The sequence below is a fragment of the Acinetobacter sp. RIT698 genome (genome assembly GCF_009668065.1).
In the GTDB taxonomy this organism is placed as follows: Bacteria; Pseudomonadota; Gammaproteobacteria; order Pseudomonadales; family Moraxellaceae; genus Acinetobacter; species Acinetobacter guillouiae.
Window position 1 is genome coordinate 1 of sequence record NZ_WJYH01000048.1, and the last position, 19,286, is coordinate 19,286.

The following is a 19,286-nucleotide window of genomic DNA, read 5'->3' on the forward strand; positions in this document are numbered from 1 at the left end:
TATGCGTATTATTTTAAGTGTTTTATTATTTTTAAAGACATAAATATAAAATCTAGACCAAGAATTTTTTATTATTAAATGATAAATTAATTGCTTTATCTAATATGTAAAAAATATAGGAATATAAAAAATGCCAGAATACACCTTGCCGCATTTTGGAACACTGCAATTAGAATCACTAGAAGAATATTACCAAGTTGATCTTGAGCTTAATGGCAAAGCCGTTCAAGTTGATTTAAATTTTGAAGCGAATACTTTAGATGTAGAAACTTTTGAACGAGTTAAGTCTTTTATTGAAAATATAGAAAAATTTGATCAAAAAAACCAAGATTATATTCAACAAGATTTTGAAAATGAAAAGGAAGGGACTGTTAAAGAATATGTGGATTTTCATATTGAAGAATTAGGCGATGATTTCTTAGAAAAAATTGGGATTTCTAATCCAATAGACAAAGCACAGCAGTTTTTAACCAAATTATATTTAACAAGAGTTGGGCTTTATCCAGATGGAAAGTATGATACATCGTATTTTGCTGTCTTTGATTACACTACAAATAGAGACTTAACTGATCAGTTAATCGTCGTTAAAACAGATGATCACGGTAATTTGGATCATTTAAGTTGGGAAAGCTAACGATGCAGTAAAGTGAAGCAGCCGTATTTAGAAGTCTATAGATTCTAAAACAATGTAGGTATAAAAAACAAAACCCCATCATGGTGACGGGGTTTCTTCGTATTGATGCGTTAGATCTAACTTTTGTTAAATTCCACACCTTATCTTTAAAGTTTCAATCCAATAAACTCATGACATCATCTTCAGACAATTTCACTTCATTTTCATGATCAATACTTAGAATAGATTTGGCAAGATCAGCTTTATTTTTCTGTAAGGCTAAAATCTTTTCTTCAATACTCTGGTTGGTAATCAACTTATAAACAAATACAGGTTTATCTTGACCAATACGCCATGCACGATCAGACGCTTGATCTTCAGCGGCTGGATTCCACCAAGGGTCATAATGAATCACTGTATCAGCAGCAGTGAGATTAAGCCCGACACCGCCTGCTTTTAAACTGATGAGGAAAACAGGAATATCGCCTGCTTGGAATGCCGTGATCACTTCATCACGTTTCTTGGTTTGTCCAGTAAGTTTTACATTTCGAATATTTAAGGCTTTTAAATGCTCTTCAATAAGTTGTAGCATCGTGGTGAATTGAGAGAAGATTAAAATCTTACGTCCTTCCTCAACCATATCTTGAACCATTTCCAATAAATGATCTAATTTTGCTGATTCAACATTTTGATTCTTGACTTGATCAAGTTGTAAAAGGCTTGGATGGCAGCAAACTTGTCGAAGCTTAAGTAATGCACTTAAAATTTGAATCTGACTACGATGGAAGCCTTTAGCTGCAATCAACTCACGAATATTCTTTTGCATTGTTGCACGAACAGCTTCGTAGAGCTTGGATTGCTGTTCATTCATATCAATATTTACTTCAATCGTGGTTTTTTCAGGAAGCTCTTTCGCCACCTCTGTTTTTAAACGACGCAACATAAACGGTTTAATACGAGAAATGAGCTTGGTTTTAACCTGAAGATCTGCATGTTTCTCGATAGGGTTACGATATTTTTTATTAAACAATTCCTGACTATATAAAAAACCAGGCATCAAGAAATGGAACAATGACCATAATTCGCCCAAATGGTTTTCCATCGGTGTGCCAGTTAAGCATAGACGATGTTTTGCTTTGATTTGTCGTACAATTTGAGAGGCTTTGGCCCGAGGGTTTTTAATGTTTTGCGCTTCATCTAAAATCAATAAATGATATTGATAGGGCAGTAAAAATTCTTCATCACGGCCCAAAAGCGGGTAGGTGCTGAGCACAATATCTACATTTTTAATCTCTTGAAAATGCTCAACTCGGTCATGTCCTTGTAAGACCAAAACTTTTAATTCAGGGGTGAATTTCTCCGCTTCTTTACGCCAGTTATGCATTAAAGATGTTGGTGCAATAATCAAGGCTGGGCGTTGATTTAATCGGCCTGCCTGCTTTTCTAATAGAATATGTGCAAGTGTTTGTGCAGTTTTACCGAGTCCCATATCATCGGCAAGGATACCGCCATGTTCAGTTTCGCGTAAAAACTGTAGCCATGCTAAACCTTGTTGTTGATATGGGCGTAGTTCGCCTTGGAAACCTTGTGGTGTACAGATTTGATCTTGATAACTATTTTGAAGCTTTTCAGCAAATATTTTCAGACGCTCATTGGTACGCCAAGGCATGCCTAAATGATGCTGTAAATCTAAGAATTGAGCGGCATCGTATTGATCTAATGTTGCAGATTCAGGATGTCGTAAAATTTCTTTTAAATAGATCAGAATGGGCTTAATTTCTTGATTTCTAAGTGCCAGTTGAGTTTGAGCTTCTTTTAAATGAACAATTAAGAAGCTGTCACTATCCATTTTTTCAATATAGTCATCTTCTAAAAGATGTGGATTATGCTGTATTGCATAGCCAAGAAGATCAATCAGGTTATAGGTGTTGCCATTCATATCCTGAATCGTCGCACCGACATTAAACCAGTCTTGTTTTTTTTCAGATTCATTCAATGAGAGTTGCAGGTTTTGTGTTGCACTTAAATTGAACTGACTATCTAGGGTATGTTCAACTTTCCAGCCGAGACCTTCGATTTTATTTTCAGGAACCAGCTGCTCAACCCAAGCCATGGGATCTGCATAAACAATTGAGTTTTCACTGATGTCATCAAAAGCAGGGCGTTTGCTCTTTGGTAGCTTGTTAATCCGTTGCATGGATTTAACTGAATGAATTAATTCATCAATATGTTTCTTTTCAGCAACTAAATCGCGTTGTTGACGAACCGCTTTTTCATCAATATTGATAATGAAACTGTCATCAGGGAAACCTGCTTTAATTCGTCCAGCTGAGTATTCAAATTCAATTTCAGCAATTGCATAATGATGCATATGACCAAGACGATCATATTGCGGATGTGTTCCAAAACGTAAAATAGGTGTGGGTTTGCCTTTTAATATTTCTATACTTTGTGTAAATGGCGCTTGAGGTAAATCTTCAAAAAATGCATAGGGTTGAATCACTTGTTCAAATTCAGCCATTAATTCCACAGGCATTTGTGGCATATTCAGCAATTCTTCGATCATTTCACTAGAATATAAAGACTCAAGTACACCGACTTGGTTTTTAAGGGTATCGAGATAACTTAATGGATGAGAATGAATAATATAAATTTGTTCAGCATGGTCAGGTGAAATCTCTAGATGATTTTCATCAAAAAATTGTGCCTTGAGTTTTTCTGTTTGCTGTTCTGTACGCGTTTGCCAGTTGAATTCAATTTTATAAACTTGGTCAGACCATGTTAAAGGTAATCTTTGTACATCTAGTGCGTAACAAACGCTACTTTGAATAGCCGTTCTTAGATGTTCTTGATAGATTCCTGAAATATCCCATGACGCTGGATAAAAATGAACATCGCTAAAATTTAGCTTAGCGAAAAAGTACAAATGACTAAAGATTTTCTTTTCTTCTTTACTCACTTTAAGACGTTCATTTAATACATTGTCATAGCTGGTGTAGAGCGCGGTATCTCTAATTTTTCCATCTTTGTTACGACGAACTTTAAAAACACTAAGTTGTAATTTGGCGGTGTTATTTTTTGGTTGGAAAATATAAATAAGTTGGTGCTGTACTGGCGTTTCAGTGCGTTGAACTTGTGCCAATTGTTGTTTAAATTGAGCGAGCCAAGCTTTTGCCGTAGTGTGGGTAGAGCTATTTGTTGTGGTTTGAGCTTGGTCTAATGGGTTTAGTTTTTGACGTGCAGCTGGGTTTGAAAGTTGTTGATCATAAAAATAACGTGCAAGTGCAGCCGAATGCTTACAATCGTAACCAACAGGGCAACTACAGTCGGTATCCACAATTTTATTGGTTAAAGGATTATAGATAACAGCCGTTTCATAATAATCCGTTCCCTGAATTTGTGCTTCGATGACTAAATTATCCCGATCAGGGTAGACCTCTAAGGATTTTAGATCAATTTTTTTGACATAACTCAAGCTTCTTTGAATGGTTGCAGGGTTAAAACGTGATAAAAATTGATTCAATGTCGCCATTATTTATAGAGCTAAAAATTAAAAGGAAATTACTAACAGTGTAACGGATTTTTGATCATGAATCTGAAATTAATATATGAGTTTTGATCAAAAATGACATGTTTTTAAATACAAATTGATCGTTTCTGCAACTTTAAATTAAATAAAATCTGTCAGTATAAGTTTTTCAAAATAATGCTGGGAAGCAAATCAAGATGAAGCATAATCCAATTTACTATACAGATCAGCATTTTGCATTTGCAGATTCCATTCGAAAGTTTGTTCAAAAAGAATTAATGCCACATATCAATCAATGGGAAGAGGCAGAAACCTTTCCAAAAGAACTTTATAAAAAAGCCGCAGATATCGGCTTATTGGGGATAGGTTTTGACGAAAACTATGGGGGAATTCCAGAAACCGATGCTTTTCATGTGTTGTTATCTTCGATTGAGTTAGCCAAAACAGGTTCAGGTGGTTTATGTGCTTCCTTATTGTCACACTCGATTGGCGCACCTCCGATCAATCATTTTGCTTCAGATGAGATTAAACAAACTGTACTGACTCAAATTTTAGCAGGCGAAAAAATTTCAGCGTTGGCGATTACTGAACCCACGGGTGGGTCTGATGTGGCAGCACTTAAAACCAAAGCTGTGCGGGATGGTCAAGACTATATTGTCAGTGGCGAAAAAACCTTTATTACATCGGGCATTCGTGCTGATTATTATACCGTTGCAGTACGTACAGATCCTGATGCCAAAGGCCCGAATGGTATCTCGATGTTATTGATGGATGCCCATAGTGACGGCATAAGCAAATCAAAACTCGACAAAATGGGATGGTGGGCTTCGGATACAGCTCATCTCCATTTTGATCAAGTTCGTGTTCCTGCAAGCAATTTGTTGGGGGCAGAAAATATGGGTTTCCTTGTGATTATGAATAACTTCAATATGGAGCGGTTTTTTCTTGCTGCCAGTAGTTATGGTTTTGCATTAGCCTGTTATGAAGAAGCATTGGAATGGGCACAAGAACGAAAAACCTTTGGTAAACGTTTAGTTGATCATCAAGTGGTTCGGCATAAATTAGTCGATATGGCGACTCGCTTAACCACAACACTTGCTTTGTTGGAGGATACTGCTTATCGCTTAGGGAAGCCTGAAATGCAGGGCAATGAGTTAATTGCGCAAATCTGTATGCTTAAAAATGTGGCCACTCAAACCATGCAATTTTGTGCCGATGCAGCTGTACAAACTTTAGGGGGCATGGGCTTTATGCGAGGCACTAAGTCTGAACGGATTTACCGTGATGTTAAAGTCAATATGATTGGTGGTGGGGCGGAAGAAATTATGAAAGACCTCGCGAGTCGTCAATTGGGCTATTAGAATATCGAGAATGGATTAAACTAGAACTGTACACAATAAATCGCAATAAAAATAAACAGGGAACAACAAGATATGGATCATTTAAATAACCCGATTTACTACACCGCTGAGCATCGTGCATTTGCAGACAGTGTGAAGAAATTTGTTGAAAAAGAGATTTCTCCTTTTGTGAATGAATGGGATGAGGCTGAAACTTTTCCTCGTGCGCTTTATCAAAAGGCTGCTGCAATTGGTCTATTGGGTTTAGGCTTTGATGATGAGCATGGGGGAATCTCAGATGCAGATGCATTTCATGTGTTCTTAGCCGCAGTCGAAACAGCCAAAGCAGGCTCTGGTGGCGTACATATTTCTTTGATGATTCATACCATTGGTACACCACCAATTCATCATTTTGCTCAGCCACATATTCGTGACAAGGTGATGCCACAAATTATTTCAGGCGAAAAAATTTCTGCACTTGCGATTACCGAACCAAGCGGCGGTTCAGATGTTGCTGCATTACAAACCAAAGCAATCCGTGAAGGTGATTTTTATTTGGTGAGTGGTGAAAAAACCTTTATTACATCAGGTATGCGTGCAGATTATTATACGGTAGCGGTGAGAACTGATCCTGAAAATAAAGGTGCGAGTGGTATTTCGATGTTATTGGTCGATGCACATAGTGAAGGCATTACTAAATCACCTTTAAAGAAAATGGGCTGGTGGGCATCGGATACTGCTCATTTGCATTTTGACCAAGTCAAAGTCCCTGTAGAAAATCTTCTTGGTGAAGAAAATGCAGGTTTTAAGGTCATTATGAAAAACTTCAATATGGAACGCTTTTGGTTGGCCTCTATGGCCTATGGTTATGCCTTGGTCTGTTATCAAGAGGCTTTAGAGTGGTCTAAAGCGCGGAAGACTTTTGGAAAACGCTTAGTTGATCATCAAGTGGTACGTCATAAGTTGGTTGATATGGCGACGCGTTTAACCACAACTCGGGCATTATTGGAGGATACTGCTTATCGTATGGGGCAGGCTGAACTACAGGGCAGTGATTTAATTGCACAAATTTGTATGTCAAAAAATATCGCAACCCAAACCATGCAGTTCTGTGCAGATGCGGCAGTGCAAACTCTAGGTGGCATGGGCTTTATGCGAGGGACTAAATCTGAGCGTATTTATCGCGAAGTCAAAGTAAATATGATCGGTGGCGGTGCTGAAGAAATCATGAAAGATTTGATTAGTAAGCAGTTGGGGTTTTGATTTTCGGAGAATAAAAGCACCTAAATTTGATTTCAGTCAGATATAGGTGCTCATACAAATCTATTATTCACAGGTAATTTGATATAACTGTTCTAAATTGATTTTACGTATTTCGATAAAAGGTTGAATTAACAAAGCATTGAGTGCTTTAAGTTGGATAAATGTTAAATCTACCCAGTCTATTTCTGTAATAATTTCATCTTGCTTATCATAAGTAATCGCAGAGATACTTTGAACAAGTGCTTTTAATAATTCAGGGCTATCACTGAGTTCATCAAAACGCTGATTAAAAATATATTCTTCAAAATAATCTTCAAATAAGAACATAAATTGATCTGACTCAAGATCATTAAAATTTTCATCCTGACTTTCAAAAATATTATTATGATCGCCCCTTAAGTAATCTTGTTCCGCGTTGAACCAAATGATATAGATTGGTTTATTATCATCTATTTCAATTAGTTGATAATAGAGAATTCCTGAGATTTGAGCGAAGTTAAAGGCATCATCTATATTCAGTTCAGGTATTCCATCATCTATTTCGTATTCTTTACCTGTTTTTTTAAAGACAAATTGTTCTAATTCCTGATAAGTTTCCTCAGCAGCATAACCATTGCCTATATCAAAATTAGATAAATCATCATGGCCATATAAGGCTGAAACAATGAGCTTTTTATATTCAGTTTCGGCTTCAGCTTTATCTGTGTAAATGGCTTGAATTATGCCTGCCAATGGGAAACTTGTTTCATACCATTCATCATTATAAGCAAAGTCATTATGACGAATAATGTATTTGATGTTGCTCATAATTCATTACTCATTTAATAATATTTCATCGGAATTGAGTTTAATTAAAGTATTAAAATAAACTTCATGTATTTGAAAAATTGGATGTTTTAATAATGTATTCAGATTTGAAATTTCAAAATTTGTAATACTAGGTGTATGAAAAATATTCACAAAAACATCCCATTCTTCTAGTTCTATCATTCGTGTATTTGGGTCATAGTGTACATATTTGTTATATGGTTTTTGTTGGATTAAGTTAAGTAATAATTGAGGACTATCAGTAAGTTGATCAATCGATAATTTGTGCTTTTCCAAAGTTTCTTGTAGGGCACTATATAAATAATCGATAGAAATATTTTTAAAAAGATTTTCTATAGATGTCCCAAAAATCAGAGAATTATTATGCCATTTTCTTAAATAATCTTTTTCTTCAATGAGCCAAATTAAAGAAAATATTTCTCTATCGGAATATTCAAATACTTCATATGGAAGTAAGTTTGCCCTTTTTAAAAATTCGATTGACTGATCTAGACTAAGTGTATCTGGTAACATTGCATCTGTTTGATTAGGATCATCAATAAATATTGATTCTCTACAACATTGAATCACATATTGATCTAATTCATCTATAAGCTTTGGATTGGTTTTTAAGTGAAAAAGCTGGTTAAATTTTAAATAATCCCCACCATCTTCTTTCAAAAAAATTTGAATCAATTTTTTCCAATGGTTAATTGCAGCTTCTTTGTCTGTATATGTTGCATGAATATCGCCATACCCTGAAATTTCCATCCAGCTATCATTATAAGGAAAGTCATTTTTACGTATGACATAGATTTTTTTATCTTGCATGTGTAATCTCTTTTATATGATTTGGATTTTTAATTCTTCTAATTTCATCGCACTTGGTGGAACAACAACACCATTGTCCATCCATAACTCAAAACGCATCGGGTTAAAAAACATGTCAGGGGTGATATCAAATTCAATCCATTTTGCTTCACTTTTTCCCATCATGGGTAAAATAGTATTAATAAACCAACTGTTATGAGTAATTAGTAAAGATTTAAGCTGTCCTGTTACAGATAAAGGTGTAAGCAATGTTGTTGAAAGTTTAGGATCATCAATAACATCAGTATGAAATTTCTCTAAACGTTTCGCTAAGCCCTCTGTTGGAATATCTTGCATAGCCGCAACAAAGTCACCCAAAGTAGGAATAAAACGATGATGAAAATCTACCAATAAATGATCTTTTTCACATAGGTCTTTGACTTCTATAGTCTTGCCTGCACTATTTTCAAAGTGATGACCGAAGATGGGAATAATGACTTCTTGCACACCCCAAAATGTATGTAAAATTCGATGGCGGTTGTCTGTGCAAAGCATTTTGGTACTGTCAATTAATGCATGTATATCAATATAGTCTTCAAGTTCACCACCACGGCGTTTGAGTGAAATATTGGCATGTTGTATAGGATTCATTGACTCTTTCTTATCGTTATTTGCTGTGGAGTCAGAATAGCATTTTTTCCTTTAAACGCTATGTGGATAAAACTGAATGTATTACGTTTTACTATACAAAAATTATCGTTAATATTATTTCAAAGCCATTTCCAAAACGATTTCAGTCAGTTCATCTAAGCTCATTTTACCATTGGGATTATACCAAGTGACGGTCCAAGCAATCGCACCGCCCAACAAACGGCGCCAAATAAAAGCATCATGCTGAATTTTGCCGAGGTCGCGTAATTTCTCAATCACATCGAACCAGATATCCTCATAATCATTTCGCAGTTTAAGAAGTTCATCTTGCCGTTGTTTTGACAACGCAAACCATTCATAAACTAAAACAGCCATGGCTGAACCGGTATCTCCAGTAATCGAAATTAACTCAGCTTTGATCAAGTGTTTTAACTGTTGTTCAGCATCATCCGATTTTTGGATTGCATCAAGCATACGGGCATGATTGTAAATAATGGTTTCATGCATGACATTGGCAAGAATATCATCCTTGCTTTTAAAATGATGAAACAAGCTACCCGATTGAATTCCAATGAAATTTGCTAACTCACGAACTGTAGTTTTGGCATAACCTTGCTTATGAAATAAATAAGCAGCACCAAGTAATAAACGACCTTTAGGGCTGTCATCAAAACATGCGATTGGTTGGATATCATCGATTGAGTGAGCAATCATCGGATCATTTTTTCCATAAAGTTAAGCAAATTATTCATTGTTTAAAACGTGTTTTAGCACATTTGCCAATTCAGGATAACATTTTGCCCTTTACAAACCAAGCGCTTGCTTGGTAGATTGGCGTATAAATTTTATTCAGAACAATGAAAACAAGATAGGTGTGAAAATGGAAGATCAACGTATTGTGAAAATTGGATGTGCTTCAGGTTTCTGGGGGGACACCAATACCGCAGCATTTCAGTTGGTACATTTGTCTGACATCAATTATTTGGTTTTTGATTACCTTTCAGAAATCACCATGTCTATCATGGCAAAAGCGATGATGACCAATCCAGAACATGGTTATGCTTTGGATTTTGTCAGTCGGGTGATGACACCGCTGCTTAAAAAAATCAGTGATAAAAAAATAAAAGTGATTAGCAATGCTGGTGGTGTCAATCCATTGGCATGTCGTGATGCCTTGCAGAAAGTGCTTGAAGCACAAGGATTGGATTTAAAAATTGCAGTGGTATTGGGGGATGACCTAATGCCACAACAAGCCGAATTAAACACACAAAATATTAAAGAGATGTTTAGTGGCGAAGATTTGCCTAGCCAATTAGCCAGTTGTAACGCATATCTAGGAGCTGTTCCAATTCGAGACGCACTTGATCAAGGTGCAGATATTGTCATCACTGGGCGAGTGGTGGACTCAGCTGTGGTGCTTGCACCTTTGTTGCATGAATATCAATGGTCCTTAGAGGATTATGACAAGCTGTCCCAAGGTTCTTTAGCAGGGCATATCATTGAGTGTGGTGCACAATCTACAGGTGGCAATTTCACGGATTGGCGCTTAGTACAAGGCTTTGACAATATGGGGTTTCCAATTGTTGAAGTGAAAGCAGATGCATCATTTATCGTGACTAAACCAAAAGGAACCGGTGGACTGGTTTCGGTTGCAACTGTTGCTGAACAAGTTGTCTATGAAATTGGTAATCCACAAGCGTATTTATTGCCCGATGTTACTGCAGATTTTAGCCAAGTGAAATTAGAACAGGTAGGTGAAGATCGAGTTTTAGTGATTGGCGCAAAAGGTAGAGCACCGACACAACAATATAAAGTCAGTGCAACCTATCCTGATGGTTATCGTGTCTTGGTGAGTTTCCTGATTGCAGGACGCGAAGCCCCTGAAAAAGCCCAAGTAATTGCAGATGCAATATTAACTAAGTGTGAGCGTGTTTTAGCATTACGTTCAGTTCCGCCATTCTTAGAAAAATCAGTTGAAATATTGGGTATTGAAAGTACCTATGGTGCAAATGCACAGCCAATCAATAGTCGAGAAGTGGTTGTCAAAATCGCTGTAAAGCACATGTTTAAAGAAGCATGTATGTTTTTTGCTTCTGAAATTGCCCAAGCATCTACTGGAATGGCACCTGCATTGGCTGGAATTGTTGGGGGGCGTCCCAAAGCTTCCCCTGTGATTAAGTTGTTCTCGTTTTTAGTGGATAAATCAAAACTAAGTGTTGTGATCGACATCAATGGTCAGCGTCAAAATATACAGATTCCATCAGGTTGCTCAGATCAATCTTTTGATGTTGTTGCAGTGGGTGAAGTTGCTCAATTTACGGGTCAGGAGATTGAAGTTCCTTTAGTTGAAATTGCCCATGCTCGGAGTGGCGATAAAGGAAATCACAGCAATCTTGGAGTGATCGCACGTCAGCCTGAATATCTACCTTGGATTCGTGCCAATTTGACTGAGGAAAAGGTCAAAGAATATATGCAGCATGTTTTAGACCCTGAAAAGTCTAAAGTGATTCGTTATGAAATCACGGGATTTAATGCCTTAAATTTTATGCTGGAAAATGCCTTAGGTGGTGGAGGAATTGCCAGTTTACGTATTGATCCACAAGGCAAAGCTTTTGCTCAGCAGCTTTTAGATATGCCAGTCAAAATCCCAGCGAGTTTAAAGTCCTTCTAATCCTTGTTTACGAAAGTGGGGGGAATTCCTCGCTTTTTAAAAGGGAGCTTGGAGCGGGATTTAAGCAAGTTAAAAGACAACAATTTGGATATAAAAATGCATTATCACTCAATATTTAGATCGGATGCTTTTCAGGACCAAGTCATCATTGTGACCGGTGGTGGTTCGGGTATAGGGCGCTGTACTGCTCATGAACTGGCTGCTTTAGGGGCTCAAGTGGTGATTACAGGGCGGAAAATTGAAAAGCTGGAAAATGTCAGCAAAGAAATCATCGAAGATGGTGGCAAAGTTCATTTTATCGTTTGTGATAATCGCGAAGAACAAAACGTGAAAGAGATGATTGCCGAAGTAATTGAAAAATTTGGCAGACTCGATGGCCTTGTCAATAATGCTGGCGGTCAGTTTCCCTCAAATTTAGAAGGCATTTCTGCCAACGGTTTTGATGCTGTGGTACGCAACAACCTACATTCAACTTTCTACTTAATGAAAGAAGCCTATAACCAATGGATGGCAAAACATGGTGGCAGTATTGTCAATATGGCAGCTGATATGTGGGGTGGCATGCCGGGGATGGGACACTCAGGTGCAGCCCGTGCTGGGGTAGATAATTTGACCAAAACAGCAGCGGTGGAGTGGGGGCGTTCTGGGGTACGTGTTAACTGTGTTGCACCTGGTTGGGTTGTTTCTTCAGGAATGGATAATTATACCGGTGATTTTGCCAAATTTATTATTCCAAGTTTGGCTGGGAATGTACCACTGAAACGAATGGGCACCGAATCTGAAATTTCTTCTGCTATTTGTTATTTACTTTCAGAAGCAGCAGGTTTTATTTCTGGCATGACGATTCGTATTGATGGCGCTGCATCCTTAGGCACTCGAATGTATCCATTGGCAGATGCTTCGAATAGCGAGTCGTTTAATGGCTTCCATCGTGCCTTTATTCCAGATGTATTAAAACAACAATTGAGTGATCAAACCAATAACCAACAGACAGGAGAAAATTCATGACTGTTCTCCAATCCGAAATTGCAGTTGGTAGTGAGCAATTTGAACAGAACAAGCAGGCATTACTTGCTCAAATTGCCGAAGTGCGTGCAGTACAAAATAAGAATATTGAAAAATCTTATGCAGCCAAACCCAAATTTGACAAGAAAGGTAAAATTTTACCGCATGAACGTGTCCGTTTAGCTCTTGATGCTGATTCACCATTTGTAGAACTGTGTGGCTTGGTGGGTTATGCCATGCATGATGATAAAGATGGTTCAGATGCAGGTGGTGGGATTATTTCAGGGATCGGTTTTGTCAGCGGTGTTCGTTGTCTGATTTCAGCAAGTAACAGTGCAATCAAAGGCGGAACAATGTCACCGATGGGGGTACAAAAAACCTTACGTTTGCAGGCGATTGCTTTTGAACAAAAATTACCGATGCTGACTCTCACTGAAAGTGGGGGTGCCAACTTAAATTACGCTGCTGAAGTGTTTACTTATGGTGGAATGACCTTTGCCAATCAGGCACGGCTGTCTGCCGCAGGTTTACCCCAAGTCTCCGTGGTACATGGCAATGCAACAGCGGGTGGAGCGTATCAACCGGGTTTATCTGATTATGTGATTGCAGTTCGTAAGCAAACTGAGATGTTACTCGCAGGGCCACCTTTACTTTTGGCGGCAACCGGAGAAGTGGCAACAGCAGAGGAACTCGGTGGTGCAGAGATGCATGCACAGGTTGCTGGAACAGCAGAATTTTTAGCCGAGAATGATGCCGATGGAATTCGTATTGCTCGTGAGGTTTTTGAGCATCTTAACTGGAAAGAGCAAACTCAAAAGTTAAACTTAAGCTATAAAGAGCCACGTTATCCTGCCGAGGAGCTCTTAGGGATCATTCCTGCAAGTCCGAAGCAGCCTTTTGACATGAAAGATGTGATTGCACGAATTGTTGATGACTCTGAATTCTTTGAAGTAAAACAAGAATATGATGCATTGACCGTGTGTGGCTGGGCAAAAATTGGTGGATTACATATCGGAATTATCACCAACAATGGACCGATTACCCCACAAGGCGCCACCAAAGCTGCACAGTTCATTCACCTCTGTGAACAGACCAAACGTCCATTACTGTTTTTACATAACACCACAGGCTTTATGGTCGGAACTGATGCTGAACAGAACGGCATTATTAAGCATGGTTCGAAATTGATTCAGGCCGTTGCCAATACCACTGTACCGAAAATTTCTATCGTTGTGGCAGGTTCCTATGGCGCGGGCAATTACGCGATGTGTGGACGTCCATTATCACCGCAATTTATTTTTGCATGGCCAAACTCGCATGTAGCGGTGATGGGTTCAGCTCAGGCTGGCAAGGTATTACGTATCGTAGCGGAAGGAAAGCAAAAAGCTTCAGGGATGGAGCCTAACGAGCAGATGCTAGATTTCTTAGAGCAAAGTACAGCAGCAAAATTAGAACAGCAGTCAACCGCCTTATTTAATACGGCCATGTTGCATGATGATGGAATTATCGACCCGCGTGATACACGCAAAGTCCTGATCTTCTTATTAAAAACAATTTATGAAGCAGAACATCGCAAACTAAATCCAATACGATTTGGTGTATCGAGGCTTTAAAAATCCTCGCCCTTTGCAAAGCTCATCATTCCTCATCTTTTAAAAGTGGGGTGTTCTCCGCTTTATTAAAGCGAGTTAAAGAAGATTAAATTTAAGGAAAAAAACAATGAAATTTACAACAGAGCATGAAGCACTACGCCGTACTACACGTCAGTTTGTTGAGACTGAACTCAATCCTTATATTCCGACATGGGAAGCTGAAGGGCGATTTCCTATTCATGATGTGTTTAAAAAACTGTCGGATTTAGGTTTGCTGGGGATTTGTAAGCCTGAAGAAAATGGCGGATTAGGTTTAGATTATTCTTATAACCTTGTGGTTGCAGAAGAATTAGGGCGAGCCGCCTGTGGTGGCGTACCTTTGGCGATTGGTGTGCAAACGGATATGGCAACGCCTGCTTTGGCTCGCTTTGGTAGTCAAGAATTACGGGATGAATTTTTAACACCTGCAATTGCGGGTGAATATGTCGCTTCGATTGCTGTATCGGAAGTACATGCAGGTTCAGACGTCGCAGCCATCAAAACCACCGCAAAAAAACAGGGTGATGATTATGTGATTAATGGCAGCAAAATGTGGATTACCAACTCCCTACAAGCTGACTTTTTTTGCTTATTGGCCAATACCTCTGATGATAAACCGCATGTCAATAAGTCCATGATTATTGTTCCTGCAAAATCTACAGGTATCTCCTTCTCTGAACCGCTTAATAAACTGGGAATGCGTTCAACCACAACAGCAGAAGTCTATTTTGACAATGTTCGTGTACCACAACGCTACTTGGTGGGTGCAGAAGGTATGGGCTTTATGATGCAAATGATGCAGTTCCAAGAAGAACGAATGTGGGCGGCTGCCAATGCAATTGGTGGTTTGGAAAATGTGATTCAACAAACCATTCAATATACCAAAGAACGAAGCACCTTTGGACAACCGCTGATTAACAACCAATATGTACATTTTCGTTTTGCGGAGTTGATGACTGAAGTAGAAGCTTTACGTGCCTTAACCTATCGTGCCTGTGAAATCCACATTGACGGTGGGAATGCAACAGAAATTGCCTCTATGGCAAAACTTAAAGCAGGTCGTTTGACGCGAGAAGTTGCAGACAGTTGCTTACAGTTCTGGGGTGGAAATGGTTTTATGTGGGATAACCCCGCTTCTCAGCTGTATCGTGATGGCCGTTTAGGTTCGATTGGTGGCGGTGCAGATGAAATTATGCTTGGAATTATTTGTAAGTTGATGGACATCCTTCCATCTAAACGTAAATAACAAGGAGAATAAATATGGCACTTTCGCAATCTCTAACAACACAACAGTTTGATCGCAGTATTGAGCTTGAGCAAGAAGGTAGCATTTTAACCCTATGGCTTAATCGACCTGAGAGTCGCAATGCCATGAGTTTGAATATGGTCAAAGCGATTCAACAGGTGTTTAAAACGATTCAAGATGATATCTCCATTCGTGCAGTCATTTTACGTGGCAAAGATGGACATTTTTGTGCAGGCGGTGACATTAAAGATATGGCCCAACTGCGTGGTGAGGCCACCAGTGTTGGTTCTAATCAGCCTTATGTTGATTTCAATCGTCAATTTGGACATATGCTGGAGCAAGTGGATCAAGCGCCACAAACCGTTGTTGCAGTTTTAGAAGGTGCAGTATTGGGTGGCGGTTTTGGTTTGGCCTGTGTTTCAGATATTGCAATCAGTCTTGCCGATGCCAAATTTGGTTTACCTGAAACAGGATTAGGGGTTATTCCCGCCCAGATTGCCCCATTTGTGGTAAAGCGAATTGGCTTAACTCAAGCGCGTCGTTTGGCTTTACTTGGTGCACGTTTTGAGGGGCATACCGCATTGAAGGTTGGTGTTGTACATGAAGTGGTTGAGAATGAAAAAGCACTGGAAGTTTTATTGATCGAAACCATTCAGCAGATTAAACGTACCGCTCCGCAAGCGTCTCGTGTGACTAAAGCTTTATTGCATCGTACTTTAAATGAAGCTTTGACGCCTTTATTGGATGATGCTGCGCAGCAATTTGCCAATGCTGTGGGTGGTGAAGAAGGTATAGAAGGGACAATGGCCTTTATCCAAAAGCGTCATCCAAATTGGTTTGATGCATAAGTCTGACAATGCGGATCACTGATCTTGATTGAGATCGGTGTGATTCAACCAAGATAATCAAGTGAATATAAAACCAAAAATAGGGAAAACGAGAATGGCATTTTCAAAAATATTGGTGGCGAATCGTGGTGAAATTGCTGTTCGCGTGATGAAAACAGCAAAAGCAATGGGCTATCAGACCGTGGCTGTCTATTCAGATGCAGATCGTCATGCGCGCCATGTACAGCTTGCAGATGAGGCTGTATATATTGGTGCTTCAAAAGTTTCAGCATCCTATTTATCTATTCAAAATATTATCGACGCATGTAAAAAAACGGGGGCTGATGCTGTTCATCCCGGTTATGGTTTCCTTTCTGAAAATACCGATTTTGCAGCAGCCTGTGAGAAAAATGGAATTACCTTTATTGGCCCACCTGCACCTGCAATTGAATTGATGGGCAGTAAACGTCTGTCAAAAATTGCCATGATTCAGGCGGGTGTACCATGTGTACCGGGTTATGAAGGTGATCAGCAAGATATAGAGTATTTAGAACAACAAGCCAATAAGATTGGTTATCCACTGATGGTCAAAGCTTCAGCAGGCGGTGGTGGGCGCGGTATGCGTCTGGTACAGCAATCTGCCGATATTGTTGAAGCCTTAAAAACAGCGCGCTCTGAAGCAGAAAATGCTTTTGGTTCAGGTGAGCTGATTCTTGAAAAAGCTGTGATTGCTCCACGCCATGTTGAGATACAGGTATTTGGCGATACCCACGGCAATTATGTGTATTTATTTGAGCGTGATTGTTCGATTCAGCGTCGTCATCAAAAAGTGGTTGAGGAGGCTCCATGTCCAGTGATGACCGAAAGCTTACGCCAACAAATGGGTGAGGCTGCTGTTGCAGCAGCGAAATCATGTGATTATGTCGGTGCAGGAACGGTTGAGTTTCTATTGGATCAATCAGGTGAGTTTTATTTCCTCGAAATGAATACACGTTTGCAAGTCGAGCATCCAGTAACAGAGCTGATCACGGGTTTAGATCTGGTGGAATGGCAACTGCGTGTGGCCAATGGTGAAACCTTGCCCTTACAACAATCTGAATTGACCTTATCAGGGCATGCGATAGAAGTTCGCTTATATGCAGAAGACCCACGTCAAGACTTCTTGCCACAGACTGGTCAAATACAGCGCTGGCAAGCTGCTGATTTACCCAATGTTCGAATTGATCATGGTTTGTTGCAACAGGATGAAATTAGTCCGTTTTACGACCCAATGGTGGCAAAAGTCATTGCATATGGTCAAACCCGTCAGGATGCCATTCGGCTCTTGGCGCGTGCTGTAGATGATTGTGTATTGTTGGGGGTAAATAGTAATAAGCAGTTTTTAGTGAATTTACTTAGACACCCTATTATTGTCAAAGGCGACACCAATACCGCCTTTATTCAAGAGCACTTCCAAACAGATGCCAGCTTACATAAACAAGCTTTGGGCTTAGAACACCTAGCTGTTGCTGCGGCACTGTTGACCAATGCTTCTAGTCAAAGCAGTTGGAATACCGGAATTGCGTTATCTTTACCTTTAAAACTCAAGCATGATGATCAGTTATTACAGCTTTTAGTGAAACGTGATCAAAACCAAGTGAGCGTTGAAATTTGTGGGCAGACACTTGGGATCAGCATTATTGGACAGCAAGCAGAAAAATTGATTTATGTGGTGGATGGCGTACGCCGTTCGATTGACTATGTCTTAGATGGAAATCAGCTGTATTTAGATGCGGTAAATGGCAATATCAGCATTGAAAATACCACCTATGCAGCACCTGAAACTTCCGATGTCGCAGGCGATGGTAACATTCGTGCACCAATGGATGGTGCGATTATCAATATCTTGGTAAATGCGGGTGATACGGTGACTAAAGGTCAAACTTTGTTGATTTTAGAAGCGATGAAGATTCAGCAACAGATTAAGTCTGATGTGGACGGTGTCGTGAATGAGATTGTTGGGCAAGTTGGACAACAGGTAAAGAAACGTCAGTTGGTATTGAATATTCAGGCTTGATTGATCAGATCAAATGCATTGTATAGGGACTTAAAAACTTCAATATTCTCGTGTATTGGAGTTTTTTTGATTGCTGAAAATAATAAAGCATGTACATGCTTGACAGCTTTTTAGTCTATTGTTATTTTTCGGCAATTCTTCTCAATATGCGATCCACATGCCGATTGATGATGGCTTTGTTTATCAGCCTCCTTTAGATCCACTTGACATTATTTTTGAAGATAATGACTTTGTTGCCATCAATAAACCCGCAGGGTTACTTTCAGTTCCGGGGCGTTTGCCTGAACATCACGACAGCGCTTATTTTCGAGTATTAGCAATATATCCAAATGCCAAGATTACCCATCGTTTGGATATGGCAACCTCGGGCATTCTGTTGTTTGCTAAACATCGTGATGCAGAAGTTGCAGCAAGTAAAATGTTTCAAGCGAGAACTGTTAAAAAAAATTATATTGCTTTGGTGCAAGGGCAAATCAATAGCAATGGTCGTGTGGATGTGCCTTTGATTACCGATTGGGAAAATCGTCCACGCCAGATCGTGCATTTTGAGTTAGGCAAACCCGCTCAAACTTTATTTGAATCTGTGAGCTATGATGCTGAAAAGGATGTAAGTCGGGTGCTACTTACACCGATTACAGGACGTTCTCATCAATTACGGGTGCATATGCAATATATCGGGCATCCGATTATGCGCGATAAGCTTTATCATCCTACGCCGTTTAACACCGATTTAGCGCGTATGGCATTGCATGCAAGCTATTTGTCCTTTATGCAGCCTTTTAATAATCTACTGGTTGAGATTGTATCTGAGCCTGAGTTTTAGCATTTGGCTAAATC

The 19,286-nt window shown here is 39.2% G+C and carries 15 protein-coding genes; 10 read left to right on the forward strand and 5 right to left on the reverse strand.

The genetic code is table 11. From position 1 onward, the window contains the following. Window positions 1-130 precede the first annotated feature (130 nt). A complete protein-coding gene (locus GJV03_RS17345; RefSeq protein WP_105714476.1) occupies window positions 131-634 on the forward strand; it encodes a DUF2004 domain-containing protein in 504 nt (167 codons plus the stop codon). A gap of 154 nt (window positions 635-788) precedes the next feature. Here the strand turns inward: GJV03_RS17345 and GJV03_RS17350 are convergent, their stop codons facing one another. Beyond that, entirely contained in the window at window positions 789-4,145 is a 3,357-nt protein-coding gene (locus GJV03_RS17350) for a DEAD/DEAH box helicase (protein WP_154130679.1), read from the reverse strand. Between the two features lie 194 nt (window positions 4,146-4,339). On the opposite strand from GJV03_RS17350, the gene GJV03_RS17355 reads away from it, so the two are divergent. Then, window positions 4,340-5,503 (forward strand): acyl-CoA dehydrogenase family protein, encoded by a 1,164-nt coding sequence (locus tag GJV03_RS17355; RefSeq protein ID WP_056515669.1) that lies wholly within the window; start codon window positions 4,340-4,342, stop codon window positions 5,501-5,503. Between the two features lie 72 nt (window positions 5,504-5,575). Then, window positions 5,576-6,745 carry an acyl-CoA dehydrogenase family protein gene (locus GJV03_RS17360; protein ID WP_154130680.1) on the forward strand — a complete coding sequence of 390 codons (1,170 nt, stop codon included), beginning with the start codon at window positions 5,576-5,578 and terminating at the stop codon, window positions 6,743-6,745. A 63-nt stretch (window positions 6,746-6,808) separates the two neighbouring features. Here the strand turns inward: GJV03_RS17360 and GJV03_RS17365 are convergent, their stop codons facing one another. The 4 genes from GJV03_RS17365 to GJV03_RS17380 form a co-directional block, all read right to left on the reverse strand. Further along, a complete protein-coding gene (locus GJV03_RS17365; protein WP_154130681.1) occupies window positions 6,809-7,552 on the reverse strand; it encodes a hypothetical protein in 744 nt (247 codons plus the stop codon). Between the two features lie 6 nt (window positions 7,553-7,558). Further along, window positions 7,559-8,383, reverse strand: a complete 825-nt coding sequence (locus GJV03_RS17370; RefSeq protein WP_154130682.1) for a hypothetical protein — start codon at window positions 8,381-8,383, stop codon at window positions 7,559-7,561. 12 nt (window positions 8,384-8,395) lie between these two features. Next, window positions 8,396-9,013 carry a hypothetical protein gene (locus GJV03_RS17375; protein ID WP_154130683.1) on the reverse strand — a complete coding sequence of 206 codons (618 nt, stop codon included), beginning with the start codon at window positions 9,011-9,013 and terminating at the stop codon, window positions 8,396-8,398. 114 nt (window positions 9,014-9,127) lie between these two features. Next, on the reverse strand, window positions 9,128-9,727 hold the full coding sequence (locus tag GJV03_RS17380) for a TetR/AcrR family transcriptional regulator (protein ID WP_151957610.1): 600 nt from the start codon (window positions 9,725-9,727) through the stop codon (window positions 9,128-9,130). A gap of 166 nt (window positions 9,728-9,893) precedes the next feature. Here GJV03_RS17380 and GJV03_RS17385 point away from each other — a divergent pair, with 166 nt between their 5' ends. The 7 genes from GJV03_RS17385 to GJV03_RS17415 all read left to right on the forward strand — a co-directional run bounded on the left by GJV03_RS17385 (window position 9,894) and on the right by GJV03_RS17415 (window position 19,272). After that, window positions 9,894-11,684 (forward strand): acyclic terpene utilization AtuA family protein, encoded by a 1,791-nt coding sequence (locus GJV03_RS17385; RefSeq protein WP_154130684.1) that lies wholly within the window; start codon window positions 9,894-9,896, stop codon window positions 11,682-11,684. A 96-nt stretch (window positions 11,685-11,780) separates the two neighbouring features. Further along, window positions 11,781-12,692 carry an SDR family oxidoreductase gene (locus GJV03_RS17390; protein WP_154130685.1) on the forward strand — a complete coding sequence of 304 codons (912 nt, stop codon included), beginning with the start codon at window positions 11,781-11,783 and terminating at the stop codon, window positions 12,690-12,692. Beyond that, the gene (locus tag GJV03_RS17395; protein WP_154130686.1) at window positions 12,689-14,302 is read left to right on the forward strand and encodes a carboxyl transferase domain-containing protein; all 1,614 of its coding nucleotides are present in this window, start codon (window positions 12,689-12,691) and stop codon (window positions 14,300-14,302) included. Before GJV03_RS17390 ends, GJV03_RS17395 begins: the two co-directional genes overlap by 4 nt. A 106-nt stretch (window positions 14,303-14,408) precedes the next feature. Continuing rightward, window positions 14,409-15,566 carry an acyl-CoA dehydrogenase family protein gene (locus GJV03_RS17400; RefSeq protein ID WP_004724108.1) on the forward strand — a complete coding sequence of 386 codons (1,158 nt, stop codon included), beginning with the start codon at window positions 14,409-14,411 and terminating at the stop codon, window positions 15,564-15,566. A 14-nt stretch (window positions 15,567-15,580) separates the two neighbouring features. Further along, window positions 15,581-16,414 carry an enoyl-CoA hydratase-related protein gene (locus GJV03_RS17405; RefSeq protein WP_004724107.1) on the forward strand — a complete coding sequence of 278 codons (834 nt, stop codon included), beginning with the start codon at window positions 15,581-15,583 and terminating at the stop codon, window positions 16,412-16,414. Between the two features lie 94 nt (window positions 16,415-16,508). Next, entirely contained in the window at window positions 16,509-18,449 is a 1,941-nt protein-coding gene (locus GJV03_RS17410) for an acetyl/propionyl/methylcrotonyl-CoA carboxylase subunit alpha (RefSeq protein WP_154130687.1), read from the forward strand. A gap of 157 nt (window positions 18,450-18,606) precedes the next feature. Further along, a complete protein-coding gene (locus GJV03_RS17415; RefSeq protein WP_004724105.1) occupies window positions 18,607-19,272 on the forward strand; it encodes an RluA family pseudouridine synthase in 666 nt (221 codons plus the stop codon). Window positions 19,273-19,286: the final 14 nt, after the last annotated feature.